At 62.6% G+C, this 24,115-nt stretch carries 24 protein-coding genes; 13 read left to right on the top strand and 11 right to left on the bottom strand.

The window, feature by feature from the left end; genetic code table 11:
* Positions 1–151: 151 nt before the first annotated feature.
* The 7 genes from HWV67_RS31180 to HWV67_RS31150 all read left to right on the top strand — a co-directional run bounded on the left by HWV67_RS31180 (position 152) and on the right by HWV67_RS31150 (position 7,244).
* Entirely contained in the window at positions 152–1,288 is a 1,137-nt protein-coding gene (locus tag HWV67_RS31180) for a branched-chain amino acid ABC transporter substrate-binding protein (RefSeq protein WP_175654013.1), read from the top strand.
* A 160-nt stretch (positions 1,289–1,448) separates the two neighbouring features.
* Positions 1,449–2,363 (top strand): ABC transporter permease subunit, encoded by a 915-nt coding sequence (locus HWV67_RS31175; RefSeq protein ID WP_175654012.1) that lies wholly within the window; start codon positions 1,449–1,451, stop codon positions 2,361–2,363.
* A gap of 2 nt (positions 2,364–2,365) precedes the next feature.
* Entirely contained in the window at positions 2,366–3,655 is a 1,290-nt protein-coding gene (gene livM, locus HWV67_RS31170; protein ID WP_175654011.1) for a high-affinity branched-chain amino acid ABC transporter permease LivM, read from the top strand.
* Positions 3,652–4,527 (top strand): ABC transporter ATP-binding protein, encoded by an 876-nt coding sequence (locus HWV67_RS31165; RefSeq protein WP_175654010.1) that lies wholly within the window; start codon positions 3,652–3,654, stop codon positions 4,525–4,527. The genes livM and HWV67_RS31165 overlap by 4 nt, the downstream gene beginning before the upstream one ends.
* Positions 4,524–5,240, top strand: coding sequence for an ABC transporter ATP-binding protein (locus HWV67_RS31160; protein ID WP_095155988.1), 717 nt, complete (start codon positions 4,524–4,526; stop codon positions 5,238–5,240). The genes HWV67_RS31165 and HWV67_RS31160 overlap by 4 nt, the downstream gene beginning before the upstream one ends.
* 194 nt (positions 5,241–5,434) lie before the next feature.
* Positions 5,435–5,764, top strand: coding sequence for a hypothetical protein (locus HWV67_RS31155; protein WP_095155989.1), 330 nt, complete (start codon positions 5,435–5,437; stop codon positions 5,762–5,764).
* 709 nt (positions 5,765–6,473) lie between these two features.
* Positions 6,474–7,244, top strand: a complete 771-nt coding sequence (locus tag HWV67_RS31150) for an SDR family oxidoreductase (RefSeq protein ID WP_110971409.1) — start codon at positions 6,474–6,476, stop codon at positions 7,242–7,244.
* A gap of 625 nt (positions 7,245–7,869) precedes the next feature.
* Here the strand turns inward: HWV67_RS31150 and HWV67_RS31145 are convergent.
* From HWV67_RS31145 to HWV67_RS31135, 3 genes are all read right to left on the bottom strand, one after another.
* Positions 7,870–8,979, bottom strand: a complete 1,110-nt coding sequence (locus HWV67_RS31145) for an AGE family epimerase/isomerase (RefSeq protein WP_175654009.1) — start codon at positions 8,977–8,979, stop codon at positions 7,870–7,872.
* Between the two features lie 68 nt (positions 8,980–9,047).
* Entirely contained in the window at positions 9,048–9,680 is a 633-nt protein-coding gene (locus HWV67_RS31140; protein ID WP_175654008.1) for a TetR family transcriptional regulator, read from the bottom strand.
* Between the two features lie 133 nt (positions 9,681–9,813).
* Positions 9,814–10,290, bottom strand: coding sequence for a phage infection protein (locus HWV67_RS31135; protein WP_095155993.1), 477 nt, complete (start codon positions 10,288–10,290; stop codon positions 9,814–9,816).
* 343 nt (positions 10,291–10,633) lie between these two features.
* On the opposite strand from HWV67_RS31135, the gene HWV67_RS31130 reads away from it, so the two are divergent.
* A complete protein-coding gene (locus tag HWV67_RS31130; RefSeq protein WP_175654007.1) occupies positions 10,634–12,703 on the top strand; it encodes an AsmA family protein in 2,070 nt (689 codons plus the stop codon).
* A gap of 121 nt (positions 12,704–12,824) precedes the next feature.
* Here the strand turns inward: HWV67_RS31130 and HWV67_RS31125 are convergent, their stop codons facing one another.
* Complete coding sequence (locus HWV67_RS31125; protein WP_175654006.1) at positions 12,825–13,355, bottom strand: ferritin-like domain-containing protein; 531 nt, start codon at positions 13,353–13,355, stop codon at positions 12,825–12,827.
* A gap of 92 nt (positions 13,356–13,447) precedes the next feature.
* Positions 13,448–13,786, bottom strand: a complete 339-nt coding sequence (gene osmE, locus HWV67_RS31120; RefSeq protein ID WP_175654005.1) for an osmotically-inducible lipoprotein OsmE — start codon at positions 13,784–13,786, stop codon at positions 13,448–13,450.
* A gap of 133 nt (positions 13,787–13,919) precedes the next feature.
* On the opposite strand from osmE, the gene HWV67_RS31115 reads away from it, so the two are divergent.
* The 3 genes from HWV67_RS31115 to HWV67_RS31105 all read left to right on the top strand — a co-directional run bounded on the left by HWV67_RS31115 (position 13,920) and on the right by HWV67_RS31105 (position 16,303).
* Positions 13,920–14,810 carry an esterase/lipase family protein gene (locus HWV67_RS31115; RefSeq protein ID WP_175654004.1) on the top strand — a complete coding sequence of 297 codons (891 nt, stop codon included), beginning with the start codon at positions 13,920–13,922 and terminating at the stop codon, positions 14,808–14,810.
* Between the two features lie 79 nt (positions 14,811–14,889).
* Complete coding sequence (locus HWV67_RS31110; RefSeq protein WP_175654003.1) at positions 14,890–15,171, top strand: PsiF family protein; 282 nt, start codon at positions 14,890–14,892, stop codon at positions 15,169–15,171.
* Between the two features lie 124 nt (positions 15,172–15,295).
* Positions 15,296–16,303, top strand: a complete 1,008-nt coding sequence (locus tag HWV67_RS31105; protein ID WP_095155999.1) for an AI-2E family transporter — start codon at positions 15,296–15,298, stop codon at positions 16,301–16,303.
* 86 nt (positions 16,304–16,389) lie between these two features.
* Here HWV67_RS31105 and HWV67_RS31100 read toward each other — a convergent pair whose 3' ends face one another.
* Positions 16,390–17,655, bottom strand: a complete 1,266-nt coding sequence (locus HWV67_RS31100) for an Hsp70 family protein (RefSeq protein ID WP_095156000.1) — start codon at positions 17,653–17,655, stop codon at positions 16,390–16,392.
* Between the two features lie 163 nt (positions 17,656–17,818).
* Between HWV67_RS31100 and cbpA the strand changes: the two genes are divergently transcribed.
* Together cbpA and HWV67_RS31090 are read left to right on the top strand one after the other, a co-directional pair.
* On the top strand, positions 17,819–18,784 hold the full coding sequence (gene cbpA / locus HWV67_RS31095; protein ID WP_095156001.1) for a curved DNA-binding protein: 966 nt from the start codon (positions 17,819–17,821) through the stop codon (positions 18,782–18,784).
* 2 nt (positions 18,785–18,786) lie between these two features.
* A complete protein-coding gene (locus HWV67_RS31090) occupies positions 18,787–19,089 on the top strand; it encodes a chaperone modulator CbpM (RefSeq protein WP_110971397.1) in 303 nt (100 codons plus the stop codon).
* Between the two features lie 213 nt (positions 19,090–19,302).
* Here the strand turns inward: HWV67_RS31090 and HWV67_RS31085 are convergent, their stop codons facing one another.
* From HWV67_RS31085 to urtB, 5 genes are read right to left on the bottom strand one after another with little or no spacing between them, the layout of a single operon-like run.
* Positions 19,303–19,824 carry a GNAT family N-acetyltransferase gene (locus tag HWV67_RS31085; RefSeq protein ID WP_175654002.1) on the bottom strand — a complete coding sequence of 174 codons (522 nt, stop codon included), beginning with the start codon at positions 19,822–19,824 and terminating at the stop codon, positions 19,303–19,305.
* A gap of 32 nt (positions 19,825–19,856) precedes the next feature.
* On the bottom strand, positions 19,857–20,555 hold the full coding sequence (urtE, locus tag HWV67_RS31080) for an urea ABC transporter ATP-binding subunit UrtE (RefSeq protein ID WP_110971395.1): 699 nt from the start codon (positions 20,553–20,555) through the stop codon (positions 19,857–19,859).
* 56 nt (positions 20,556–20,611) lie between these two features.
* Entirely contained in the window at positions 20,612–21,463 is an 852-nt protein-coding gene (gene urtD, locus HWV67_RS31075) for an urea ABC transporter ATP-binding protein UrtD (protein WP_175654001.1), read from the bottom strand.
* Positions 21,460–22,539: an urea ABC transporter permease subunit UrtC gene (gene urtC / locus HWV67_RS31070; RefSeq protein ID WP_175654000.1), complete on the bottom strand. Its 1,080-nt coding sequence runs from the start codon at positions 22,537–22,539 to the stop codon at positions 21,460–21,462. The genes urtD and urtC overlap by 4 nt, the downstream gene beginning before the upstream one ends.
* Entirely contained in the window at positions 22,539–24,038 is a 1,500-nt protein-coding gene (urtB, locus tag HWV67_RS31065; protein ID WP_175653999.1) for an urea ABC transporter permease subunit UrtB, read from the bottom strand. The genes urtC and urtB overlap by 1 nt, the downstream gene beginning before the upstream one ends.
* Positions 24,039–24,115 lie beyond the last annotated feature (77 nt).

Genomic DNA, 24,115 nt, shown 5'->3' with positions numbered 1-24,115 from the left:
CTCTTCAAAGCGGCCCGTACTATACACAATGTGCATTTCGTATTGGGGCACAATAAATGAGCTTGGAAGGTAAAGCCTTACTACGCAGCCATTGCGTAATGTGCGGTTTCGTCGAGGGGGTATAATAAAAAAACATCAGGAGCACCAACACATGTCGCAGACGTTTTACAAGAAAGGCTTTCTTGCCTTGGCCGTGGCAACGGCGCTGGGCATTTCTTCGTATGTACAGGCCGATGTGAAAATCGGCGTCGCGGGCCCCATGACGGGTGCCAACGCAGCGTTTGGCGAGCAATACATGAAAGGTGCCCAGGCGGCGGCCGACAAGATCAACGCCGAAGGCGGGATCAACGGCGAGAAGATCGTCCTGGTCAAAGGCGATGATGCCTGCGAGCCCAAGCAGGCCGTGGCCGTGGCCAACCGCCTGGTTGACCAGGACAAAGTGGCCGGCGTGGTAGGTCACTTCTGCTCCTCCAACACCATCCCTGCCTCCGAGGTCTACGACGAAGCCGGCGTGATCGCCATCACCCCGGGCTCTACCAACCCGCAGGTCACCGAACGCGGCCTGGGCGCCATGTTCCGCATGTGCGGCCGTGACGACCAGCAAGGCATCGTCGCCGGCGACTACATCGTCGACGTGCTCAAGGGCAAGAAAGTCGTCGTCCTGCACGACAAGGACACCTACGGTCAGGGCCTGGCCGACGCGACCAAGGCACAACTGGAGAAACGCGGCGTGAAGCCGGTGCTGTACGAAGGCCTGACCCGTGGCGAGAAAGACTTCAGCGCCGTGGTGACCAAGATTCGCGGCGCGGGCGCCGATGTCGTCTACTTCGGCGGCCTGCACCCGGAAGCCGGTCCACTGGTTCGCCAACTGCGTGAAGCCGGCCTGAAAGATGTGAAGTTCATGTCCGACGACGGCATCGTCACCGACGAACTGGTGTCCACCGCAGGCGGTGCGCAGTTCGTCGACGGCGTGTACATGACCTTCGGCGCCGACCCGCGCCTGCTGCCAGACAGCAAGGCCGTGGTGGAAGAGTTCCGCAAGGGCGGCACCGAGCCTGAAGGCTACACCCTGTACGCCTACGCTTCGGTCCAGGCGCTGGCTGCCGCGTTCAACGGCTCCAAGTCGAACAAAGGCGAGGACGCCGCCAAGTGGCTCAAGGCCAACCCGGTGAAAACCGTCATGGGCGAGAAGAAGTGGGACAGCAAGGGCGACCTGACCGTCTCCGACTACGTGGTCTACCAGTGGGACGCCAGCGGCAAATACCACCAGCTCGAAAAACAAAAATAACAACGGCATTCGGCCCGGGGCGTTCGTGTCCCGGGCCGTTGCCCGGTTGCCGTACCTGTCTTTTCTCGTAGATCTGCACAACCCTGCGCTGCGAGGGCCCCTTCATCCGGGGCCCGCCGTAGTCGGCGCTTGTGCAATCTCAAATACGTGAGATTGCGTTATGGATGGAATTTTCCTGCAGCAACTGATCAATGGACTGACCCTCGGGTCTGTCTATGGTCTGATCGCCATCGGCTACACAATGGTCTATGGCATCATCGGCATGATCAACTTCGCGCACGGCGAGGTGTATATGATTTCCGCTTACCTGGCGGCAATCAGCCTGGCATTGCTGGCCTATTTCGGCGTCGAGTCCTTCCCGCTGCTGATGTTGGGAACCTTGTTGTTCACGGTTGTCGTCACCGGCGTCTATGGCTTCACCATCGAACGCATCGCCTACAAACCCCTGCGTAACTCCACCCGCCTGGCACCGCTAATCAGTGCCATCGGTATTTCCCTGATCCTGCAGAACTATGCCCAGATCAGCCAGGGCGCCCGCCAGCAAGGCGTGCCGACCCTGCTCGAAGGCGCCTGGCGCGTCGACATCGGTACGGGCTTCGTACAACTGACCTACACCAAGATCTTCATCCTGGTCGCGGCGTTCGCCGGCATGGGCCTGCTCACCTACGTGATCAAGTACACCAAGCTCGGCCGTATGTGCCGCGCAACCCAGCAAGACCGCAAGATGGCCTCGATCCTGGGGATCAACACCGACCGGGTGATTTCCTACGTGTTCATCATCGGCGCGGTGATGGCTGCCCTGGCCGGCGTGCTGATCACCATGAACTACGGCACCTTCGACTTCTATGCCGGCTTCATCATCGGCATCAAGGCGTTCACCGCCGCGGTGCTCGGCGGGATTGGCTCGCTGCCTGGCGCGATGCTCGGCGGGATCATCCTCGGTATTTCAGAGTCGCTGTTCGCCGGCCTGATCAACTCCGACTACAAGGACGTGTTCAGCTTCTCGCTGCTGGTACTGATCCTCATCTTCCGTCCGCAAGGCCTGTTGGGTCGCCCGCTCGTGGCTAAGGTGTGAACATGTCCACTGCCAAAACTGCTTCTTCCGGTTTCGATATCAAACGCAGCCTGCTGGAAACCATCGTCGCCGGCCTGCTGGCCCTGATCGTGTTCGGCCCGGTGGTCGGCGTGGTCCTCGATGGCTACACCTTCAACGCCCAACCGGCCCGGGTGGCCTGGCTGGTCGGTGGGGTGATGGTGGGGCGCTTCGTGCTCAGCGTGTTCTTCCAGAGTGCCACGGGCAAGCGCATGCTTGAGGGCTTCGACAGCGGTGGCTCGGGCGTGCATGTCCTGGCGCCGAACTACAAGTCGCGGCTGCGCTACATCATCCCGGCGCTGATCGTCATCGCCATCGTCTTCCCGATCTTCGCCAACAAGTACCTGCTGACCGTGGTCATCCTCGGCCTGATCTACGTGTTGCTGGGCCTGGGCCTGAACATCGTGGTCGGCCTGGCCGGCCTGCTCGACCTCGGCTACGTGGCGTTCTACGCCATCGGCGCCTATGGCCTGGCGCTGGGTTACCAATACCTGGGCCTCGGGTTCTGGAGCGTGCTGCCGCTGGCGGCCATCGCGGCGGCGTTGGCGGGGTGCATACTCGGCTTCCCGGTGTTGCGCATGCACGGCGACTACCTGGCGATCGTGACCCTGGGCTTCGGTGAAATCATCCGCCTGGTGTTGAACAACTGGCTGTCGTTCACCGGTGGCCCGAACGGCATGCCGGCACCGTCGCCGACCTTCTTCGGCCTGGAATTCGGTCGTCGCGCCAAAGACGGCGGCGTACCGTTCCACGAGTTCTTCGGCATCGAGTACAACCCCAACCTGAAATTCCTGTTTATCTACATCGTGCTGTTCCTCGTCGTGCTGGCGGTGCTCTACATCAAGCACAGACTGACCCGCATGCCCGTGGGCCGCGCCTGGGAAGCGCTGCGCGAAGACGAAATCGCCTGCCGCTCCATGGGCCTGAACCATGTGCTGGTCAAGCTCTCGGCGTTCACTCTCGGTGCTTCCACCGCGGGCCTGGCCGGGGTGTTCTTCGCCACCTACCAGGGCTTCGTCAACCCGTCCTCGTTCACCTTCTTCGAGTCGGCGCTGATCCTTGCCATCGTCGTGCTCGGCGGCATGGGCTCGACCGTCGGCGTGGTGATCGCCGCGTTCGTCCTGACCGTGGCCCCGGAGCTGCTGCGCAGCTTCTCCGAATACCGGGTCCTGCTGTTCGGCGTGTTGATGGTGTTGATGATGATCTGGCGACCGCGCGGCCTGATTCGTATCAGCCGTACCGGTGTAGTCCCGCGTAAAGGAGTGGCGCCATGAGCGACGAAGTAATCCTCTCGGTCGACAACCTGATGATGCAGTTCGGCGGGATCAAGGCGCTGAGCGACGTCAGCCTGAAGGTCAAACGCAATGAAATCTTCGCCCTGATCGGTCCCAACGGCGCAGGCAAGACCACCGTGTTCAACTGCCTCACCGGCTTCTACAAGGCCAGCGGCGGCAAGATCGAACTGAACGTGCGCGGCTCGAAGACCAACGTGATCCAGTTGCTCGGCGAGCGCTTCGAGCCGGGCGATTTCGTTTCGCCCAAGCGCTTCATCAATCGCGTGCATTACAAGATGTTCGGCGGCACCCACCTGGTGAACCGCGCCGGGCTTGCCCGGACCTTCCAGAACATTCGCCTGTTCAAGGAAATGTCCGTGGTGGAGAACCTGCTGGTGGCCCAGCACATGTGGGTCAACCGCAACCTGCTGGCCGGGGTGCTCAACACCAAGGGCTATCGCAAGTCCGAAAGCGATGCGCTGGACCACGCCTTCTACTGGCTGGAAGTGGTGGACCTGGTGGACTGCGCCAACCGCCTCGCTGGCGAGCTTTCCTACGGCCAGCAGCGCCGCCTGGAAATCGCCCGGGCCATGTGCACGCGGCCGAAGATCATCTGCCTCGACGAACCGGCGGCGGGCCTCAACCCTCAGGAAACCGAAGCCCTGAGCCGGATGATCCGCGTGCTGCGCGACGAGCACGACATCACCGTGGTGCTGATCGAGCACGACATGGGCATGGTCATGAGCATCTCCGACCATATCGTGGTGCTCGACCACGGCAACGTGATCGCCGAAGGCAAGCCGCAGGACATCCGCAACAACCCGACTGTGATCGCCGCCTACCTGGGTGCTGACGAAGAGGAACTGGTATGAGCGCACCCATTCTCGAACTGAAGGACCTGGACGTGTTCTACGGCCCGATCCAGGCCCTGAAGAAAGTCTCCATGCACATCAACGAGGGCGAGACGGTCAGCCTGATCGGCTCCAACGGCGCCGGCAAGTCGACCCTGCTGATGTCGATCTTCGGCCAGCCGCGGGCGGCGTCCGGGCAGATCATCTATCGCGGCACCGACATTACCCACAAGTCCTCGCACTACATCGCCTCCAACGGCATCGCCCAGTCGCCGGAAGGGCGGCGGGTATTCCCTGACATGAGCGTCGAGGAAAACCTGATGATGGGCACCATCCCCATCGGCGACAAACATGCCGACGAAGACATGCAGCGCATGTACGAGCTGTTCCCGCGGCTCAAGGAACGGCGCAACCAGCGCGCCATGACCATGTCCGGTGGCGAGCAGCAAATGCTCGCCATCGCCCGCGCGCTGATGAGCCGGCCCAAGCTGTTGCTGCTGGATGAACCTTCGCTGGGGCTGGCACCGATCGTGGTCAAACAGATCTTCGCCACCCTGCGGGAACTGGCCAAGAGCGGCATGACCATCTTCCTGGTGGAGCAGAACGCCAACCATGCGCTGAAACTGTCGGACCGGGCTTACGTGATGGTCAACGGCCAGATCCGCATGACCGGGACGGGGCAGGAGTTGTTGGTGAACGAGGAGGTGCGGAACGCTTACCTCGGCGGCCACTGATACACCACGCTTCGCAAGGGATTCGTCGCACCGACGAGCTCGCTTCCGCAACATTCGGCTGTGAAACCAGCTCATGTGGGAGCGAGCTTGCTCGCGAAGGACCGCGAAGCGGTCCCCCCCCTTCACGGGAACTCACTGGAAACCCGCAGAGTCGTACCGGTTATACCGTCCGACCCCGCACAAGGAGCCCCGTGATGCCAACCCGCTTCCTGTTCACCCCCGCAATCCTCGCCTGCAGCCTGCTGTTCGGCAGCCTGACGGTGCAAGCCGAGGAGGCGGCCAAGGTCCAGATCGACTCCTCCGCCGCGTCCTCGGACAACCTTGCGGCCATCCACCGCGAATCCGGCATGAGCCACACCCTGCACGACTCCGGGGTCAGCGTGGCCGAGCTGAAGAAAATGCGCGACACCCTCAACCAGAACGCCAGCGACCTGCTGGAACTGCGCCGCTTGGTCGATGAGCAGACCCGGCAGATCGGCGAACTGCAACGCCGCCTTGAGGACACCAATCGCAAGGTGCAATGACCACACTGCTGGTTTGCGAACGCCGCTTCGCCCTAATGGGCAAGCGGCGTTTTTTCATCCACGGGGTTGTCCACAGGATTGTGGAAAAGATAGCGCCGGCCTTGCGTGTGACACCGCATAAAGTCGTTGTAAGCAGTTGTTTTCAATGCGCTTGAAGTTGTCCACGGTTCATGTGGAGGTGACTGTGGGTAACATGGTGGTATGTGCCTGTAAGCCACGTATTTAAAGGCGTTCAGGCTGTCGATCAAAATTTGACCAATAACTTTTGGATTAGTGGTAGAACCGTTTGTCAAGTTATAGCTCATAGCCATAACGCTGTTTCAAACAGTATGTTTTGCCTGTGGATAAGTCTGTGGGAAAGCCTTGGAAAGAGTGACGAGACCGGCGTCGTTACAGGCTTTGCGCCATTACCCGGTTTTTCACTGAAAGGGCTGGCAGCCTCGTTTCCCGCGCATTTGCAGAAAAAACGCGCTCAGGGCTGTGGATTACTTGGCTAACGTTATTCCACGAATTTATACAGTTGCCCCCAATCTATGTGGAAGGGCCTGTGGATAAGGTGCGCATAGCCGGCTACGAGCCTTATGCAGCAAGGCTTTGACGGTATTGATCGTTTTTCATACAGGCGGCAAACGGCTTGAAGTGATGCCAGCCGCCGGGCATGCTGCAAACCCTGCCGATCTCTTGTGCAAGCCCTCTCTAGGAGAATCCCATGACTTCCACTGTATTCATTACCGGCGCGACCTCCGGGTTTGGCGAAGCCTGCGCGCGGCGTTTCGCCGAGGCGGGTTGGTCGCTGGTGCTGACCGGTCGCCGCCAGGACCGCCTGGACGCCCTGTGCGCCGAGCTGTCGAAACAGACCGAAGTCCACGGCCTGGTGCTGGATGTGCGCGATCGCAAGGCCATGGAGCAGGCGCTCGGCAACTTGCCGCCAGCCTTCGCCAAGCTGCGCGGGCTGATCAACAACGCCGGCCTGGCTTTGGGTACTGATCCGGCGCAGAAATGCGACCTGGACGACTGGGACACCATGGTCGATACCAACATCAAGGGATTGATGTACACCACCCGCTTGCTGTTGCCGCGCCTGATCGCCCATGGCCGTGGCGCGACCATCCTCAACGTCGGTTCGGTGGCGGGCAACTACCCGTATCCGGGCAGCCACGTGTATGGCGGCACCAAGGCCTTCGTCGGCCAGTTCTCCCTCAGCCTGCGTTGCGACCTGCGCGGCACGGGCGTGCGGGTCAGCAACATCGAGCCGGGCCTGTGTGAGAGCGAGTTCTCGCTGGTGCGTTTCGGCGGTGACCAGTCGCGCTACGACGCCACCTACGCCGGCGCCGAGCCGATCCAGCCGCAGGATATTGCCGATACCATCTTCTGGATTCTCAACCAGCCGGCGCACATCAACATCAACAGCCTGGAGCTGATGCCGGTGAGTCAGGACTGGGCCGGGTTCTCGATTGAGCGGTCGGGTGGCAAGGGCTGACGGCGAGGTGTTGATCGTGTGGGGGCTGCTTGTCGGGTGTGGATATCTACACCTCTCGCAGGCAAACACAGTGGTTTGATGCGGAACCTGTGGGAGCGGTTTTAGCCGCGAAGGGCCGCACAGCGGCCCCAAAACCATCCCGCACGAGTTGACTGTCTCCATCCGGCATTTTTTCGACCTTGAGAATGCCTGAATGTGAGATCCAGCCCCCCCAGAGACAGGATGCTGGATGGATTTGGGGCCGCTATGCGGCCCTTCGCGGCTGACACCGCTCCCACCGTCACCGTTCGCGGTGATCCGACGCTCTGTGCAATCTCACCGGGCCATTACCAGCAGCACTACTCGCTTGCTGTCAAACAAACGGGTGGCAGTTGTACGCGGGTTGACAGACCGAGGCAAAAAGGAAACCCCGGCGCGCAACGAGTACGCCCCACGCACAGCCGCCATGACACGAAGCCTGTCAAAGCCGGTCGTTGGGAATCAACGACGGGGCAAGACTAGGCAGCGTTTCCACAGCGCGCAACGGCAGATGAGGCGCGGGAATATTCTTGGGAAGTTGCCTACATAAAAGTCGGAAATTGCGCGCTTTTCGCTGCTTGATGCATCACCGTTTGCAGGAAAAGGTTCATGCCACCGGACGAAGATGCTGCAAGCCTTCCAGACAGGTCGCCAGATGATACGGCGTAGTCGACGGCATATCATGCCGGCTCACCACGCCCGCAGCATCCCGACACTCATACCAACCCCGGTCATGCAGAAACCGCTGACGCAGCACTTCGAGCTGCTTCGCCACTTTCTCCGCGCCATCCGGGCGCAGGGTCAGCGCCCGCAGGTATTCGGCCTGGGCCCAGATTCGCTGGGTGGCGTCGCGCACTTCGCCTTGCGGGCTGAGCATCGCCAGCACTGCACCGTCCTTCACCCCCGTGGTCTCGGCAAAGCCGAAGGCGCGGTCCAGCGATGCATGCAGGGCGCCACCGCGCAGTAGCGGTGAGGTGTCCAGCAGGAAGAACCATTCGAACTGATGTCCCGGCTCGAACCAGTTATCCACAGCCCCACGCGGTTTCTCCAGCATCACGCCGTGCTCGGGGTCGATGAAGTGCGCCTGCATGGCCTCGGTCAGTGCCAGCAGGGCGCCTTCCACCTCGGCGTCATCGCGCACGGCGAGGGTCGCGAGGAAGGCTTCGGCCAGGTGCATCAACGGGTTTTGCAGCGGGCCGCTGCCGAGGTCCGACCAGTCTTCGCCGAGGCTCGCTTCGTACAGCCCGTCGTCATTGCCGAAGCGCTCGATCACCACGCTGAGCGCGGCGTTGAGGGTCGATTCCACCAGGTTGTCGCGCACGTTCGCCCAGTAATGGGCGCAGGCGAAGATGATGAAGGCGTGGGTGTAGAGGTCTTTGCGCCGGTCCAGCGGTTTGCCTTGGGCGTCGATGCTGTAGAACCAGCCGCCGTGTTCGGCATCGTGGAAGTGCCGTTGCAGCGAGCGGAACAGCGCGGCGGCGCGTTCGCTGGCGCCGGGCTGGTCGATGCGGCTGCTGAACAGGTAGAGCTGGCGAGCGCAGGCCATGGCGCGGTAGCGCTGCACGGGCAGCGGCTGGTGTTCGGCGTCGAGGGCTTCGAAGGGCAGGGCCATGTCCGCGTTCCAGCCGGGCGCTTCCCAGAGCGGCACGATGCGCTGGTCGAAATGTTGCTGGACTTCAGCGAGCAGGGAGGGCGGGGCAGCGTGGATTTCGGACATGGAAAGAGTTCGTCGACGTCGGGGCGTTTGCGCGCATGGTAGCAGGAAATATCGCCGTGGCGCCGCGATCAGAGCGGGCTGCCGAGGCCCTGCCAGTGTCGCGCGCCAACGAAGATGAAGCGCAATTGCTGGATGATCTTGGCCTGTGCGCTCAACTGGCCGGGCTCTACCTCGGCGGGCGCGTCGATCAGTTCCGGCAGGGTGGCGAACACGGTCTTGACCACCAGATCGGCAATCACCCCCAGTGCCGTGGCGTCCAGGTGTTGCCAGCGCGGCATGCTCGCCAGGTCGGCGGCGAGGTCCGAGCTGATGCCTTCGCGCAAACGGGCGATGGCCTGGCGCACCGGTTGCGAGCCACCGTACTGCTCGCGGGCGAGGAACAGGAATTGCGCACGGTTGGCTGCCACCACATCGAGGAAGATTCGCACCGAGGCATCGGTGATGCCGCCCATTTCGATTTCGTTGTGGCGGACCATGCGGATGGTCTGGCGGAAGGTTTCGTTGACTTCCTTGACCAGCGCCAGGCCCAGTTGGTCCATGTCGTCGAAGTGTCGGTAGAAACCGGTGGGAACGATCCCTGCGCAGCGGGCCACTTCACGCAGGCTGATGCTGCCGAAGCCGCGGCCGCTTTCCATCAGTTGGCGGGCTGCATCCAGCAGGGCGTGGCGGGTCTGTTGCTTCTGTTCGGCGCGCGGCAGCATGGCGAATACGGTTCAGTGTGAAACAGGCCTGCACTCTAATAGCCGGGGCCGGAAAAACAAAGCCCGGTCAATTTGACCGGGCCTGGAGGGGAGGAGTCTGTGCGCGGGTATCTAGTGTTCCGGCGCATAGGCATCAGCTCACCCGGTTGTTGCGCTCGATCAGACGATCCGAGCCACCTTCGGCGACGCGGTTGGCACGTTGCTCGATCAGACGATCAGAACCGCCTTCGGCTACACGGTTTTCACGGCGTTCGATCAGACGGTCGGAACCACCTTCGGCAACGCGGTTTTCGCGGCGTTCGATCAGACGATCAGAACCACCTTCGGCGACGCGGTTTTCACGGCGTTCGATCAGACGATCAGAACCACCTTCGGCTACACGGTTTTCACGGCGCTCGATCAGACGATCAGAACCACCTTCAGCGACGCGATTCTCGCGACGTTCGATCAAACGGTCAGAACCGCCTTCTGCCAGCGGGTCCAGCGGTTGCGACAGGATGACCGAGCCGGAGCGCGCTTCAGCGGACAGGTGCTGGTCTGCGGCAGGTACGGCGAAGGCGTTGGCGGCCAGAATGGACAGGGAGAGGCTGAGCAGTAATTGGCGTTTCATGATTTCGGTTCTCCTGGGGGAGGGCGACTAAGTGGGTACGAAGCCAATGCTACTCTTGGAAATCCGATAGAAAAGTTCATAAAGGTAATGGTAACAATCAACAGGATTGATACTTTCCGCCGAAGGCTCTAGCGCGGGCCTTTCCCGAGTGCTTTAGTAGGAATTGAGGGCCTCGCCCGATGAATCTCGCCTGATTGATGTGGGCGAAATCTGGCAGCAAGGTCAGGAAAAATCCGATCGATTCGCCATTTCGAGTAAAACCCCTTGGCGTTTCGTCAGTCCCAAGTACAAGTGCGTGTCACACGCACGCTGTCTGCCTTTGCTGTCACGGGAGAACCGTGCAATGACGCGCCCCGCCAAAATCATCACCTGGACCCTCGCCAGCCTGCTGCTGGTACTGGTGCTTCTGGTGATCTTCATCGCGACCTTCGACTGGAACCGGGCCAAGCCCTTTCTCAACGAAAAGGTCTCCGAAGCCCTGCATCGCCCCTTCGCCATCAACGGCAACCTTGCCGTGCATTGGCGTCGCGAAGCCGAGGAGGGTGGTTGGCGGGCCTGGGTGCCGTGGCCGCATTTCACTGCCGAAGACCTGACCCTGGGCAACCCGGACTGGCTGAAAGAGCCGCAGATGGTCGGCCTGCAGCAAGTGGACTTCCGCCTTTCGCCGCTGCCGTTACTGGCGCAACGCATCGTCATTCCGCGCATCGACCTCAAGCTGCCCACCGCCAGCCTCAAGCGCCTGGCCGATGGGCGGGCCAACTGGACCTTCGATTTCGGGCCCAAGGATGAGCAGGCCGAGCCGTCCAAGTGGGTGATGGAAATCGGCGCCATCGGTTTCGACAAGGGACAGGTGGCCTTCGATGATCAAACCCTGAAAACCCGTCTGGACGTGCAGATCGACCCGCTGGGAAAACCGGTGCCATTCAGCGACATCGTCGGCAAGGCAACGGCGGAAAAGGCCGAAAAACAAGGGGCGAAGCCGCAAGACTACGCGTTCGGCCTGAAGGTCAAAGGCACCTACAAGGACCAGGCGCTCTCCGGCGACGGCAAGATCGGCGGCCTGCTGGCGCTGCAGGACGCCAGCCAGCCGTTCCCGGTGCAGGCGGATGTTCGCATCGCCAAGACCCGCGCGATCATCGCCGGGACCCTGACCGACCCGCGCAACCTCGGCGCACTCGACCTGCGCCTGCGTCTGTCCGGCGCCAGCCTGGGCAATCTGTACCCGCTTACCGGCGTCACCCTGCCGGACACCCCGCCTTACCAGACCGACGGTCACCTTATCGCCAAGCTGCACGAGCCCGGCGGCGCGTTGTTCCGCTACGAGGGCTTCAATGGCCGTATCGGCGACAGCGATATTCATGGCGACCTCGCCTTCGTTTCCAGCCAGCCACGGCCCAAGTTGAGCGGCAAGCTGGTTTCCAATCAATTGCTGTTCAAGGACCTCGCACCGCTGATCGGCGCGGACTCCAACGCCCAGCAGAAAGCTCGCGGCGGTGCGGCCAAGCAGCCCGGCGAGAAGGTGCTGCCGGTGGAAGAGTTCCGCACCGAGCGCTGGCGTGCGATGGACGCCGACGTCACCTTCAGCGGCAAGCGCATCGTGCAGACCGAAGAGCTGCCCTTCACCGACCTCAACAGCCATGTGGTGCTGGACGACGGTGTGTTGAGCCTGGAACCTCTGTCGTTCGGCGTGGCCGGCGGCAAGCTGGACATGCTGGTGCGCCTCGACGGTCGCAGCGCGCCGATGCAGGGCCGGGCGCGACTGACCGCGCGGGACCTGAAGCTGAAGCAGCTTTTCCCCACCTTCGAACCGATGAAAACCAGCTTCGGCGCGCTCAATGGCGATGCCGATATCAGTGGCCGCGGTAACTCGGTCGCGGCCTTGCTGGGCACGTCCAACGGCGATTTGAAACTGTTGATCAACGATGGCGCGGTGAGCCGCAGCCTGATGGAGATTGCCGGGCTCAACGTCGGCAACTATGTGGTCGGCAAACTGTTCGGCGACAACGAAGTGAAGATCAACTGCGCGGCCACTGATGTCGGCATCAAGAATGGCCTGGCGACCACCCGACTGTTCGTGTTCGACACGGAAAATGCGGTGATCTATGTGGAAGGCACGGCCAACTTCGCGACCGAGCAACTGGACCTGAAGATCAACCCCGAGTCCAAGGGGCTGCGGCTGTTCTCCCTGCGTTCGCCGCTGTATGTACGGGGCTCGTTCGCTAAGCCGTCGGCGGGCGTTCAGGCCGTGCCGCTGGCACTGCGTGGGGCGGGAATGGTGGCGTTGGGTATTGCAGCGGGGCCGGCGGCGGGATTGCTGGCGTTGATCGCGCCGAGCAGCGGGGAAGAGCCGAATCGTTGTACGCCGTTGCTGGAACAGATGAAGGCGGGGAAAGCGCCGAAGACGGTGAAGTAAAGGCTGACTACTGTCGCACCTGAACCTGTAGGAGCGAGCTTGCTCGCGATTGCGGTCCTGTGGTCGGACCCCATCGCGAGCAAGCTCGCTCCTACGAGGAACAGTGGATGAATGGGGCGGGCTACAGGCCCTTCAACAGATCCGCCATATCATCCGCATGCTCTTCTTCCTGAGCCAGGATGTCTTCGAAGATCCGGCGGGTGGTCGGGTCGCTTTCGCCGATGAACTGGATGATTTCGCGGTAGCTGTCGATGGCGATCCGCTCGGCGACCAGATCTTCCAGCACCATTTCCTTCAGGTTGCGCCCGGCGACGTACTGCGCGTGGGAGTTCTTGCTCAGGTTGTCCGGGTTCAGGTCCGGCTCACCGCCCAGTTGCACGATGCGCTCGGCCAGCTTGTGGGCGTGCTCCTGCTCCTGGTTGGCGTGTTCGAGGAATTCGTCGGCGGCGACGCTCGCCTTGATGCCGCTGGCCATGTAGTAGTGGCGCTTGTAGCGCAGGGTGCAGACCCATTCGGTCGCCAGCGACTCGTTGAGCAGGCGCAGGATGGTCTGGCGGTCGGCGCTGTAGCCTTCGGTGACCGCGCCTTGTTCGACGTGCTTGCGGGCGCGCTCGCGGAGGGTGTTTACATCGGTCAGTTCTACGGTGCTCATGGTTTTCTCCAGGCTGGAAAAGCGGATGCGCCGCGCTCTGCCGGCGCGGTCGCTACATCAGGTACGAGTGCTGAAGCGGGCGGAAAGTTTTATCAACGCCTCACGGCCTGATCGTCTTTCTCGCGTTGTTCACAGGTCTTGAAGCCCTTGGCATCGACATGCCCGGTGGCGTCGAAGCGCACGTAATAGGCTTGCTGATGGCCTTCGCGGTTGAGGATGTAGTTGTTGCAGGTGCCGCCGTGGGGCAGATCGATCACGGTGGACGGGCTGCCGCCGATGGCGATGACGCGCTGCATGGTCATGCCGTTCTCGACCTGCTTGACCAGCGGTTCTTCGCGATAGGTGACGTAATCCACCGGGTTCTCCGGGCGGCTGCTGCAGCCGACCAGGGTGGCGCTGACCAGAAGTGCTGCCAGGGCGTGCTTGTACATGGTCGTACTCTCTCGAAATGGGCCGTCATGGCCCGGTATCAGTTTGGAACCACGGGCGATGATGGGAGTTCGATTGCGATTGCCATTGTTTCGCCTGTAGGGTGGGCGAAACGTCCATGGATCGGGGATCGCCATGTCGCAAGCACTTGCCACCCGTTACCCGCTGGTTCTGGTGCCGGGCATGCTCGGTTTCGTTCGCCTGCTGCTCTATCCGTACTGGTTCGGCATCGTCGCGGCCCTGCGCCGCGGCGGGGCGCAGGTCTATCCGGTGCAGGTGTCGCCGCTGAACAGCACCGAGGTGCGCGGCGAGCAGTTGCTGCGCATCATCGAAGACATCCTCCAGCGCACCGGCGCCGACAAGGTCAACCTGCTCGGCCACAGCCAGGGCGCGCTGACCGCCCGCTACGCGGCGGCCAAGCGCCCGGAATGGGTCGCCTCGGTGACGTCCATCGCCGGACCTAACCATGGCTCGGAGCTGGCCGACTATCTTGAGCGCCAATACCCCGGCGATTCGCCTCGCGGACGCCTGCTCAAGGCCATCCTCCACGGCCTCGGGCGCCTGATGGGCTGGCTGGAAACCGGCTGGAAGGGCCCGGCGCTACCGATTGACGTGCATGCCTCGCACCAGTCGCTGACGTGCGCCGGCGTGGCGCTGTTCAACCAACGTTATCCACAGGGCCTGCCGGAAATCTGGGGCGGCGAAGGGCCGGCCGAGGTCAACGGTGTGCGTTATTACTCCTGGTCCGGGGTGCTCAAGCCGGGCATCACCGACCGCGGCCTCAACCGCCTGGATGGCAGCAATCGCTTCTGTCGCCTGTTCGCCCGCAGTTTCGTGCGCGAGAAGGGGCACTGTGACGGCATGGTCGGGCGCTACAGCTCGCACCTGGGTCAGGTGATTGGCGATGACTATCCGCTGGACCATCTGGATATCGTCAACCAGTCCCTGGGCGCGGTGGGCAAGGGCGCGCAGCCGGTGAAGCTGTTCACCGAACACGCCGCGCGGCTCAAGGCCGCCGGTTGTTGAGTCGAACCGAGGATGTAAGAAATCTTGTCTAAACTCCTTTGACCGCTGCACGTCCGACGCGGCGACCAGGAGAATTGCCATGAAGATGATGCGTTTGCCGTTGCTGTTGCTGGGCTTGCTGATGGCTTCACAGGGCTTCGCCGCCACCGCGCAGCAGGAAAAGATGAAAACCTGCAACGCCGACGCGACTGCCAAGGCGCTCAAGGGCGACGAGCGCAAGGCGTTCATGAGCACCTGCCTGAAAGCCAAGCCCGCCACCCAGCAGGACAAGATGAAGACCTGCAACGCCGACGCTGGCACCAAGGCGCTCAAGGGCGATGAACGCAAGGCGTTCATGAGCGACTGCCTGAAGAAAAAATAGCCATTTCCCCGGACGCGCCATTGCCCTGGAGCAATGGCGCGTCGTCCTGTGCCCCGCGCCCCTATGCCTGCCCGCAGAAGGCTGGCAGACTGCCGGCTTTGTCGTCGTGGCTGTCTGAGGTTGTATGACTTTTACCCAGCGTCAGATTGTGCTGGCGAGTTGGATCATCATATTCACCGGCTTGTTGCTGGTATTGCCGCTCAAGTTGCTGCCGAGCCTTTTGGCCGGGTTGCTGGTGTTCGAGCTGGTCAACATGCTCACGCCGAAACTGCAGCATGTGATTGCCGGGCCGCGCGCCCGCTGGCTGGCGGTTGCCTTGCTCGGGACCCTGGTGGTCAGCACGCTGACACTGGTTTTTGCCGGTGCCATCAGCTTCCTGCTGCACGAAGCGGAAAACCCCGGCGCCTCGCTGGACAAGTTCATGCTGCTGGTGGACCAGGCCCGCGGGCAGTTGCCACCGTTCGTCGACGCCTACCTGCCGGCCAGCGCTGCCGAGTTCAAGGTGGCCATTGGTGAATGGCTGAAGACTCACCTGGGCGAGTTGCAACTGGTGGGCAAGGGCGCGGCGCACATGTTCGTCACGCTGCTGATCGGCATGATCCTTGGTGCCATCGTCGCCTTGCAGCGGATTCCCGACATTTCACGGCGCAAGCCGCTGGCGGCGGCGCTGTTCGAGCGCTTGTCGTTGCTGGTGCAGGCGTTTCGCAACATCGTCTTCGCGCAGATCAAGATTTCCCTGCTCAACACCGCGTTCACCGGGATCTTCCTCGCCGTGGTGCTGCCGCTGTTTGGCGTGCACCTGCCGCTGACCAAGACGCTGATCGTGTTGACCTTCCTGCTGGGCCTGCTGCCAGTGATCGGCAACCTGATGTCCAACACCCTGATCACCATCGTCGGGTTGTCGCTGTCGATCTGGGTGGCGATGGCGGCGCTGGGCTACCTGATCGTTATCCACAAGGTCGAGTATTTTCTCAACGCGCGGATCGTTGGCGGGCAGATCAGTGCCAAGTCGTGGGAATTGTTGTTGGCGATGCTGGTGTTCGAGGCCGCGTTCGGGCTGCCAGGTGTGGTGGCGGGGCCGATTTATTACGCGTACCTGAAGAGCGAATTGAGGCGGGCGGAGCTGGTTTGAGTCTGTGAATGGGGCGCATCGCGACGGTTCGGCGCCCCGACAAGCTCGCTCCTACAGGGTAGTGAGCGAGCTTGTCGGGGCGACGGTCAGCCGTAGCGCTTGCGCGCCTCGATCGCCAGCCCGCTGCCGATGCTGCCGAAGATGTTGCCTTCGACATGCCGAGCATTCGGCAACATCGCCGCCACACTCTGGCGCAACGCCGGGATGCCGCTCGAACCACCGGTGAAGAACACCGTATCCACCTGGTCCACACCAACGCCGGCTTTGAGCAGCAACTCATCGACGCTGCCGCGCACGCGCTCCAGCAGGTTGTCGATCGCCGCTTCGAACAGCGCCCGGCTCAGGTCCACTTCAAGACCCTTCTCGATCCGGCCAAGGTCCACCAGGCGGTTTTCCGCGTGGGTCAGCTCGATCTTGGTCGCTTCCACTTCCATCGCCAGCCAGTGCCCGGCGCGTTGGTCGATCAGCTTGAACAGGCGGTCGATGCCGAGGGTGTCCTCGATGTCGTAGCGCATGCTGCCCAGCGCCAACTGGGATTTCTGCGAGTACACCGAGTTGATGGTGTGCCAGGTGGCGAGGCTCATGTGATGGCTGGTGGGCATCAGCGCCTGGCTTTTCATCCGGCTGCCGTAGCCGAACAGCGGCATGACACCCTGCAGGCTCAGTTGCTTGTCGAAGTCGGTTCCGCCGATGTGCACGCCGCCGGTGGCGAGGATGTCGTCCTGGCGGTCATCGAGCATGTGGCGTTCAGGCGCGAGGCGGATCAGCGAGAAGTCCGAGGTACCACCGCCGATGTCGACAATCAGTACCAGCTCTTCACGGTCGATACCCGACTCGTAGTCGTAGGCCGCGGCGATGGGCTCGAACTGGAAGGAGACGTCCTTGAAGCCGATTTTCTTCGCGACATCGGCCAGGGTGTCTTCGGCTTCCTGGTCGGCGGCCTGGTCGTCATCGACGAAATGCACCGGACGACCCAGCACCACTTCATCGAACGCCCGGCCGGCATCGGCCTCGGCGCGCTTCTTCAATTCGCCGATGAACATGCCGAGCAGGTCCTTGAACGGCAGGGCGGTGCCCAGGACGCTGGTGTCGTGCTTGATCAGCTTGGAGCCCAGCAGGCTCTTGAGCGAGCGCATCAGACGGCCTTCGTAGCCTTCCAGGTATTCGCTCAGCGCCAGGCGGCCATACACCGGACGGCGCTCCTCGATATTGAAGAACACCACCGAAGGCAGGGTGATCTTGCCGTCTTCGAGGACGATCAAGGTCTCCTCGCCGGGGCGGTGCCAGCCGACGGTGGAGTTTGACGTGCCGAAGTCGATACCACAGGCACGGGCCGGGGATGCGTGATTCATGGAAGCGGTTCCGGAGTAAAAACGGCCGCGCAGTGTATGCCAGCCGCTGACAGAATCAAGACCGATTATCTGCTCCGTGACAAACCTGGCCCGGCCTTGAAAGGCTATGCTTGACCCCAATCTTCACACGCAGTGAATTTGATAACCGATGGTGATTCCTTAGATGGATTTCAAAGACTATTACAAGATACTCGGCGTAGAGCCCACGGCGGACGAAAAGGCGATCAAGACCGCCTACCGCAAGCTGGCGCGCAAGTATCACCCGGACGTCAGCAAAGAGCGTGGCGCCGAAGACAAATTCAAGGAGGCCAACGAGGCCTACGAAGTGCTGAGCAGCCCTGAAAAGCGCGCTGAGTACGACGAAATTCGCAAGTACGGCCAGCATGGCCGGCCCTTCCAGGGGCCTCCCGGCTGGGAGAGCCGTGGAGGTGGCGACGCTGGCGGCTTCGGCAACGGTGGCGATTTCTCGGACTTCTTCAGTTCGATCTTCGGGTCGGCCGGGCGCGGCAACGGCAATCCGTTCGGCCGTGGCCAGCAACAGCGCAGTACCGGTCGGCGAGGGCAGGACGTGGAAATGGAACTGGCAGTGTTCCTCGAGGAAACCCTGGCCAACGAATCGAAGAAGATCAGCTTCCAGATTCCGCAGCACAACGCCCAGGGCCAGCGCACCGGCGATACCACCAAGACCCTCAACGTCAAGATCCCCGCCGGGGTGACCGACGGCGAGCGCATCCGCCTCAAGGGCCAGGGCGCACCGGGTGTTGGCGGTGGGGCGAACGGCGATCTGTACCTGATCATCCGTTTCGCACCGCATCCGCTGTTCGATGTCGAAGGCCATGACCTGATCATCACTGTGCCGCTGGCACCGTGGGAAGCTGCGTTGGGCACCAAGGTGGAAATGCCGACCCTTACCGGCAAGGTCAACCTGACCATTCGTCCCGACAGCCAGAGCGGCCAGCGCCTGCGTATCAAGGGTATGGGCCTGTCGAACAAGCAGGGTGAACGTGGCGACCTGTACGCGCAACTGAAGGTGGTGATGCCGCCACAGTCGGATGCAGCGACGCGTGAATTGTGGAGCAAACTGTCGGAGAAGGCCGGGTTCAACCCGCGAACTCAATGGAGTAAGTGACCATGAGCAGCACCCTGATCGTTCAGCTGGATATGCGCACGTTTTGTCAGGAAGCCGAGTTGCCGGTGGACTGCGTGATCGAAATCGTCGAACACGGCATTGTTGAACCATTGGGGCGAACACCGGAGGACTGGCTGTTCGACGCCCAGGCGCCGGTGCTGGCCAAGCGCGCGGCGCGCCTGCATCAGGAGCTGGAACTGGAGTGGGAAGGCGTGGCGCTGGCGCTGGAGTTGCTGGAGGAAGTGCGGCAACTGCGCAGCGAGAACGACATGCTGCGGCAGCGGTTGGGGCGGTTTGTCTCTTAACCGGGAAGTTTGCGCGCTCCCCTGTAGGAGCGGCTTCAGCCGCGAACGGCGGCGAAGCCGTCGTAAAACCTGAGTCCCCGATCAGGCTGATACACCTGGGATATCGGTTTTGTGGCCGCTGTGCGGCCAATCGCGGCTGAAGCCGCTCCTACACGGTTTGTGCCAGGCGATGAGCCTGTGTATGACGCGGCTCCTGTGGGAAATGAGCGCAGATCAGTTGGGCGGTAACGCCCCCGGATTCAACACCAACTGCATAAACGTCAAATCCAGCCACTTGCCGAATTTCACCCCCACTTGCGGCATCTGCCCGTTCAGGGTGAAACCCAGCCGCTCATGCAGGCGGATCGACGCGGCATTGCCGCTTTCGATCGCGGCCACCATCACATGTTTTCCACAGCCTCGCGCCCGTTCGATCAGGGCCAGCATCAGCTTCGGCCCCAGGCCGTTGCCGCGCTGGTCGGCGCGGATGTACACCGAGTGCTCGACGGTATGGCGAAAGCCTTCGAAGGGCCGCCAGTCGCCGAACGAGGCATAACCCACCACCTCGCCCGCAGCATTCACCGCCACCAGAATCGGGTATTGCTGCGTCTGGCGCGCCTCGAACCAGGCCTGGCGGTTTGCCAGGTCCACCGGTTGTTCGTTCCAGATCGCCGTGGTGTTGAGCACGGCGTCGTTGTAGATGTCGCGAATGCCCGGCAAGTCATCGGGCACGGCATCGCGGATCAGGTCTGTCATGGCAAGGTTCCGGGATTGAGCAGGCGGTCAGATTAAATGGTTACCAGCCCGCGTACACCCTCGGCCTCCATGTTTTCGCCGCGTCCTTGCTGGACGATTTCGCCACGGGACATCACTAGGTACTGGTCGGCCAGTTCTGCTGCGAAGTCGTAGAACTGTTCCACCAGCAGGATCGCCATATCGCCGCGGGCCGCCAGTTTACTGATCACAACGCCGATTTCCTTGATTACCGAGGGCTGGATGCCTTCGGTGGGTTCGTCGAGGATCAGCAGGCGTGGCCGGCTGGCCAGGGCGCGGCCGATGGCCAGTTGTTGCTGCTGGCCGCCGGACAGATCGCCGCCACGGCGGTGCTTCATCTGCAGCAGCACCGGGAACAGCTCGTAGATGAATTCCGGGACGCTCTTGGCTTCCTTGGCGCTGAAGCGTGACAGGCCCATCAGCAGGTTTTCCTCGACGGTCAGGCGCGGGAAAATCTCGCGGCCTTGCGGCACATAGGCGATACCGGCGTGGACCCGCTGATGCGGCTTGAGCTGGGTGATGGCCTGGCCTTCCCAGGACACGCTGCCCTCGCGGGACGGGATCAGGCCCATCAGGCAGCGCAGCAGCGTGGTCTTGCCCACGCCGTTGCGGCCGAGCAGGCAGGTGACTTCGCCGACCTTCGCCTCGAAAGACAGGCCGCGCAGGATGTGGCTGCCGCCGTAGTACTGGTGCAGGGAATCGATTTTCAGCATGTGGTTGTCCTTACAGATTGGCACCAGCTCCTGCAGAAGAGCGTGATCGCGTTGAGCTAACGACCCAGATAAACCTCAATCACCCGGTCATCCGCCTGAACCTGCTCCAGCGAACCCTCCGCCAGCACGCTGCCCTGGTGCAGCACGGTGACGTGGTCGGCAATGCTGCCGACGAAGCCCATGTCGTGCTCCACCACCATCAGCGAATGCTTGCCGGCGAGGCGTTTGAACAGTTCGGCGGTGAATTCGGTTTCGGCGTCGGTCATGCCCGCCACCGGTTCGTCGAGCAACAGCAGTTGCGGGTCCTGCATCAGCAACATGCCGATTTCGAGGAACTGCTTCTGGCCGTGGGACAACAAGCCCGCAGGCCGCTGGCGCGAGCTTTCCAGGCGGATGGTGGTCAGTACTTCGTCGATGCGGTCCTGTTGCTCGCCGCTCAAGCGCGCGCCGAGGCAGGCCCATACCGATTTGTCGGTCTTCTGCGCCAGTTCCAGGTTTTCGTACACGGTCAGCGCTTCGAACACCGTCGGCTTCTGGAACTTGCGGCCAATCCCGGACTGGGCGATTTCCACCTCGCTCATGCGGGTCAGGTCGAGGGTTTCGCCAAACCAGGCCTTGCCGCTGGTGGGGCGGGTCTTGCCGGTGATGACGTCCATCATGGTGGTCTTGCCGGCGCCGTTGGGGCCGATGATGCAGCGCAGTTCGCCGACGCCGATGTACAGGTTCAGCGCGGTCAGCGCCTTGAAGCCGTCGAAGCTGACGTTGATGTCTTCCAGGGTCAGCACCGTGCCGTGGCGCACGTCCAGGCCCGGGGTGCGCGTCTGGCCGAGGCCGATGGCGTCGCGGCCGCTGCCCGGGTCGAGGATGGGTTCGAGCATGAATTCAGGGTGGATCGACGGAAACCTCATTGTTCGCCCCTTTTCTTCAACAGGCCGACCACGCCCTTGGGCAGGTACAGGGTGACAAGGATGAACAGCGCACCGAGGAAGAACAGCCAGAACTCCGGGAACGCCACGGTGAACCAGCTCTTCATGCCGTTGACCAGGCCCGCGCCGAGCAGCGGCCCGATCAGCGTGCCGCGGCCACCCAGCGCGACCCACACGGCGGCTTCGATGGAATTGGTCGGCGACATTTCGCTGGGGTTGATGATGCCCACCTGCGGCACATACAGCGCGCCCGCCAGGCCACAGAGCACGGCGCTCAGCACCCAGACGAAGAGCTTGAAGCCGCGCGGGTCGTAGCCGCAGAACATCAGGCGGTTCTCGGCGTCACGCAGCGCGGTGAGTACCCGGCCGAACTTGCTCCGCGCCAGCCGCCAGCCAAGGTACAGGCTGCCCACCAGCAGGGCCACGGTAAGCAGGAACAGCACCGCGCGGGTGCCTTGGGCCGTGACGTCGAAGCCGAGCAGGGTGCGGAAGTTGGTGAAGCCGTTGTTGCCGCCGAACCCGGTTTCGTTGCGAAAGAACAGCAGCATGCCGGCGAAGGTCAGGGCCTGGGTCATGATCGAGAAGTACACGCCCTTGATCCGCGAGCGGAAGGCGAAGTAGCCGAACACCAGCGCCAGCAACCCCGGCGCCAGCACCACCAGGCACATGGCCCAGGCGAAGTGCTGGGTGCCGGCCCAGTACCAAGGCAATTCGGTCCAGGACAGGAAACTCATGAACGCCGGCAGGCCATCGCCCGCAGCTTCGCGCATCAGGTACATGCCCATGGCGTAGCCGCCGAGGGCGAAGAACAGCCCGTGGCCGAGCGACAGCAGCCCGGCGTAACCCCAGACCAGATCCAGCGCCAGGGCGACGATGGCGTAGCAGAGGATCTTGCCCACCAGCGTCAGGGTGTAGGCCGAAACCTGCAGCGCATGGCCTTCCGGCAGCAGCGACAGCAGCGGCAGGGCCAGCAGGATCAGCAGCACGATGGCGCCAATGGCCAGAGACAACCGTGGCCCGGCTTTTTGCGCGGCAGTGACAAGCAGTGGCTGGTTCATCAGTCGATTACCCGTCCCTTGAGGGCGAACAGGCCTTGCGGGCGTTTCTGGATAAACAGAATGATCAGCGCAAGGATGAGGATCTTGCCGAGCACCGCACCGATTTGCGGCTCCAGCAATTTGTTGGCGATGCCCAGGCCAAACGCGGCCCAGAGGCTGCCGGCCAGTTGCCCGACACCGCCGAGCACCACCACCAGGAACGAGTCGATGATGTAGCTCTGGCCAAGGTCAGGCCCGACGTTGCCGATCTGGCTCAGGGCCACGCCGCCGAGGCCGGCGATGCCCGAGCCGAGGCCGAAGGCGAGCATGTCGACGCGGCCGGTGGGCACGCCGCAGCAGGCGGCCATGTTGCGGTTCTGGGTAACGGCGCGGACGTTCAGGCCCAGGCGGGTACGGTTGAGCAACAGCCAGGTCAACAGCACCACGAACAGGGCGAAGCCGATGATGACGATGCGGCTGTACGGCAGCACCAGATTCGGCAGCACCTGCATACCGCCGGACAGCCAGGCCGGGTTGGCCACTTCGACGTTCTGCGCGCCGAAGATCAGGCGGATGGCCTGGATCAGGATCAGGCTGATGCCCCAGGTCGCCAGCAGGGTTTCCAGCGGGCGGCCATAGAGATGGCGAATGACCGTGCGCTCCAGCAGCATGCCGACCCCGGCGCTGACAAAGAACGCAACCGGCAGCGCCAGCAGCGGGTAGAACTCGATGGCGCCGGGGGCATAACGCTGGACCATCACCTGCACCACATAGGTGGTGTAGGCGCCGAGCATCAGCATCTCGCCATGGGCCATGTTGATCACCCCGAGCAGGCCGAAGGTGATCGCCAGACCGAGTGCCGCCAGCAGCAGAATCGAGCCCAGCGACAGGCCGCTGAAGGCCTGGCCGAGCAGCTCGCCGATCAGCAGCTTGCGTTTGACCTGGGCCAGGCTGGTTTCGGCGGCGGTGCGCACGCTGGCATCGCTTTCCACGGCCGGATCGAGCAGGGCTTCGAGGCGGGTGCGGGCCATCGGGTCGCCGGTTTCACCGAGCAGGCGTACTGCGGCGAGACGCACGGAGGGTTCGCTGGCGGCCAGTTGCAGATTGGCCAGGGCCAGGCCGAGGGCGGCGTGGACCGAGCTGTCTTTTTCCTGGGCGAACTGGCGGTCGAGGAATGCGACCTGGGCCGGTTGCGCGCTTTTCTGCAGTTGTTGCGCAGCTTGCAGGCGCACGGCGGCATCGTTACTGAGCAACTGATGCGCGGCGAGGGCGTTGTCCACCAGCCCGCGCAGGCGGTTGTTCAGGCGCAGTTTGCGGTCGTCGTCGGCGCTGATGCGGCCTTGTTGCAGCGAGGTCAGCAGCGGCAGCCGAGCCGCCTCGGGTTGCGCCGCCCAGTCCTGGAGCAGGCGTGCCTGGTCATTGGGCTTGGCGGTGGCGAAGTATTCGGCTTCGTTGGCGTGAGCGGCGAAGGGCAGCAACAGGCACAGGCAAAGCATGAGACGGTAGAGGGCCTTGGGCATGGCGCGGGGGTCCCTTTGGAGGATTCGAGGTTTTTGCGGCCCATCGCGAGCAAGCTCGCTCCTACGGATAAGGCGTG

Origin of the sequence: Pseudomonas sp. Marseille-P9899, assembly GCF_903166565.1 — a bacterium.
Classification (GTDB): Bacteria; Pseudomonadota; Gammaproteobacteria; order Pseudomonadales; family Pseudomonadaceae; genus Aquipseudomonas; species Aquipseudomonas huaxiensis.
Note: the sequence above shows the minus strand (reverse complement) of the source record. Positions and strands in the feature narration are given on the sequence as shown.

Coding starts and splice junctions, on each gene's coding strand:
- HWV67_RS31180 (WP_175654013.1), top strand. CDS start 152: ATGTCGCAGACGTTTTACAAGAAAGGCTTTCTTGCCTTGGCCGTGGCA.
- HWV67_RS31175 (WP_175654012.1), top strand. CDS start 1,449: ATGGATGGAATTTTCCTGCAGCAACTGATCAATGGACTGACCCTCGGG.
- livM (WP_175654011.1), top strand. CDS start 2,366: ATGTCCACTGCCAAAACTGCTTCTTCCGGTTTCGATATCAAACGCAGC.
- HWV67_RS31165 (WP_175654010.1), top strand. CDS start 3,652: ATGAGCGACGAAGTAATCCTCTCGGTCGACAACCTGATGATGCAGTTC.
- HWV67_RS31160 (WP_095155988.1), top strand. CDS start 4,524: ATGAGCGCACCCATTCTCGAACTGAAGGACCTGGACGTGTTCTACGGC.
- HWV67_RS31155 (WP_095155989.1), top strand. CDS start 5,435: ATGCCAACCCGCTTCCTGTTCACCCCCGCAATCCTCGCCTGCAGCCTG.
- HWV67_RS31150 (WP_110971409.1), top strand. CDS start 6,474: ATGACTTCCACTGTATTCATTACCGGCGCGACCTCCGGGTTTGGCGAA.
- HWV67_RS31145 (WP_175654009.1), bottom strand. CDS start 8,979: ATGTCCGAAATCCACGCTGCCCCGCCCTCCCTGCTCGCTGAAGTCCAG.
- HWV67_RS31140 (WP_175654008.1), bottom strand. CDS start 9,680: ATGCTGCCGCGCGCCGAACAGAAGCAACAGACCCGCCACGCCCTGCTG.
- HWV67_RS31135 (WP_095155993.1), bottom strand. CDS start 10,290: ATGAAACGCCAATTACTGCTCAGCCTCTCCCTGTCCATTCTGGCCGCC.
- HWV67_RS31130 (WP_175654007.1), top strand. CDS start 10,634: ATGACGCGCCCCGCCAAAATCATCACCTGGACCCTCGCCAGCCTGCTG.
- HWV67_RS31125 (WP_175654006.1), bottom strand. CDS start 13,355: ATGAGCACCGTAGAACTGACCGATGTAAACACCCTCCGCGAGCGCGCC.
- osmE (WP_175654005.1), bottom strand. CDS start 13,786: ATGTACAAGCACGCCCTGGCAGCACTTCTGGTCAGCGCCACCCTGGTC.
- HWV67_RS31115 (WP_175654004.1), top strand. CDS start 13,920: ATGTCGCAAGCACTTGCCACCCGTTACCCGCTGGTTCTGGTGCCGGGC.
- HWV67_RS31110 (WP_175654003.1), top strand. CDS start 14,890: ATGAAGATGATGCGTTTGCCGTTGCTGTTGCTGGGCTTGCTGATGGCT.
- HWV67_RS31105 (WP_095155999.1), top strand. CDS start 15,296: ATGACTTTTACCCAGCGTCAGATTGTGCTGGCGAGTTGGATCATCATA.
- HWV67_RS31100 (WP_095156000.1), bottom strand. CDS start 17,655: ATGAATCACGCATCCCCGGCCCGTGCCTGTGGTATCGACTTCGGCACG.
- cbpA (WP_095156001.1), top strand. CDS start 17,819: ATGGATTTCAAAGACTATTACAAGATACTCGGCGTAGAGCCCACGGCG.
- HWV67_RS31090 (WP_110971397.1), top strand. CDS start 18,787: ATGAGCAGCACCCTGATCGTTCAGCTGGATATGCGCACGTTTTGTCAG.
- HWV67_RS31085 (WP_175654002.1), bottom strand. CDS start 19,824: ATGACAGACCTGATCCGCGATGCCGTGCCCGATGACTTGCCGGGCATT.
- urtE (WP_110971395.1), bottom strand. CDS start 20,555: ATGCTGAAAATCGATTCCCTGCACCAGTACTACGGCGGCAGCCACATC.
- urtD (WP_175654001.1), bottom strand. CDS start 21,463: ATGAGGTTTCCGTCGATCCACCCTGAATTCATGCTCGAACCCATCCTC.
- urtC (WP_175654000.1), bottom strand. CDS start 22,539: ATGAACCAGCCACTGCTTGTCACTGCCGCGCAAAAAGCCGGGCCACGG.
- urtB (WP_175653999.1), bottom strand. CDS start 24,038: ATGCCCAAGGCCCTCTACCGTCTCATGCTTTGCCTGTGCCTGTTGCTG.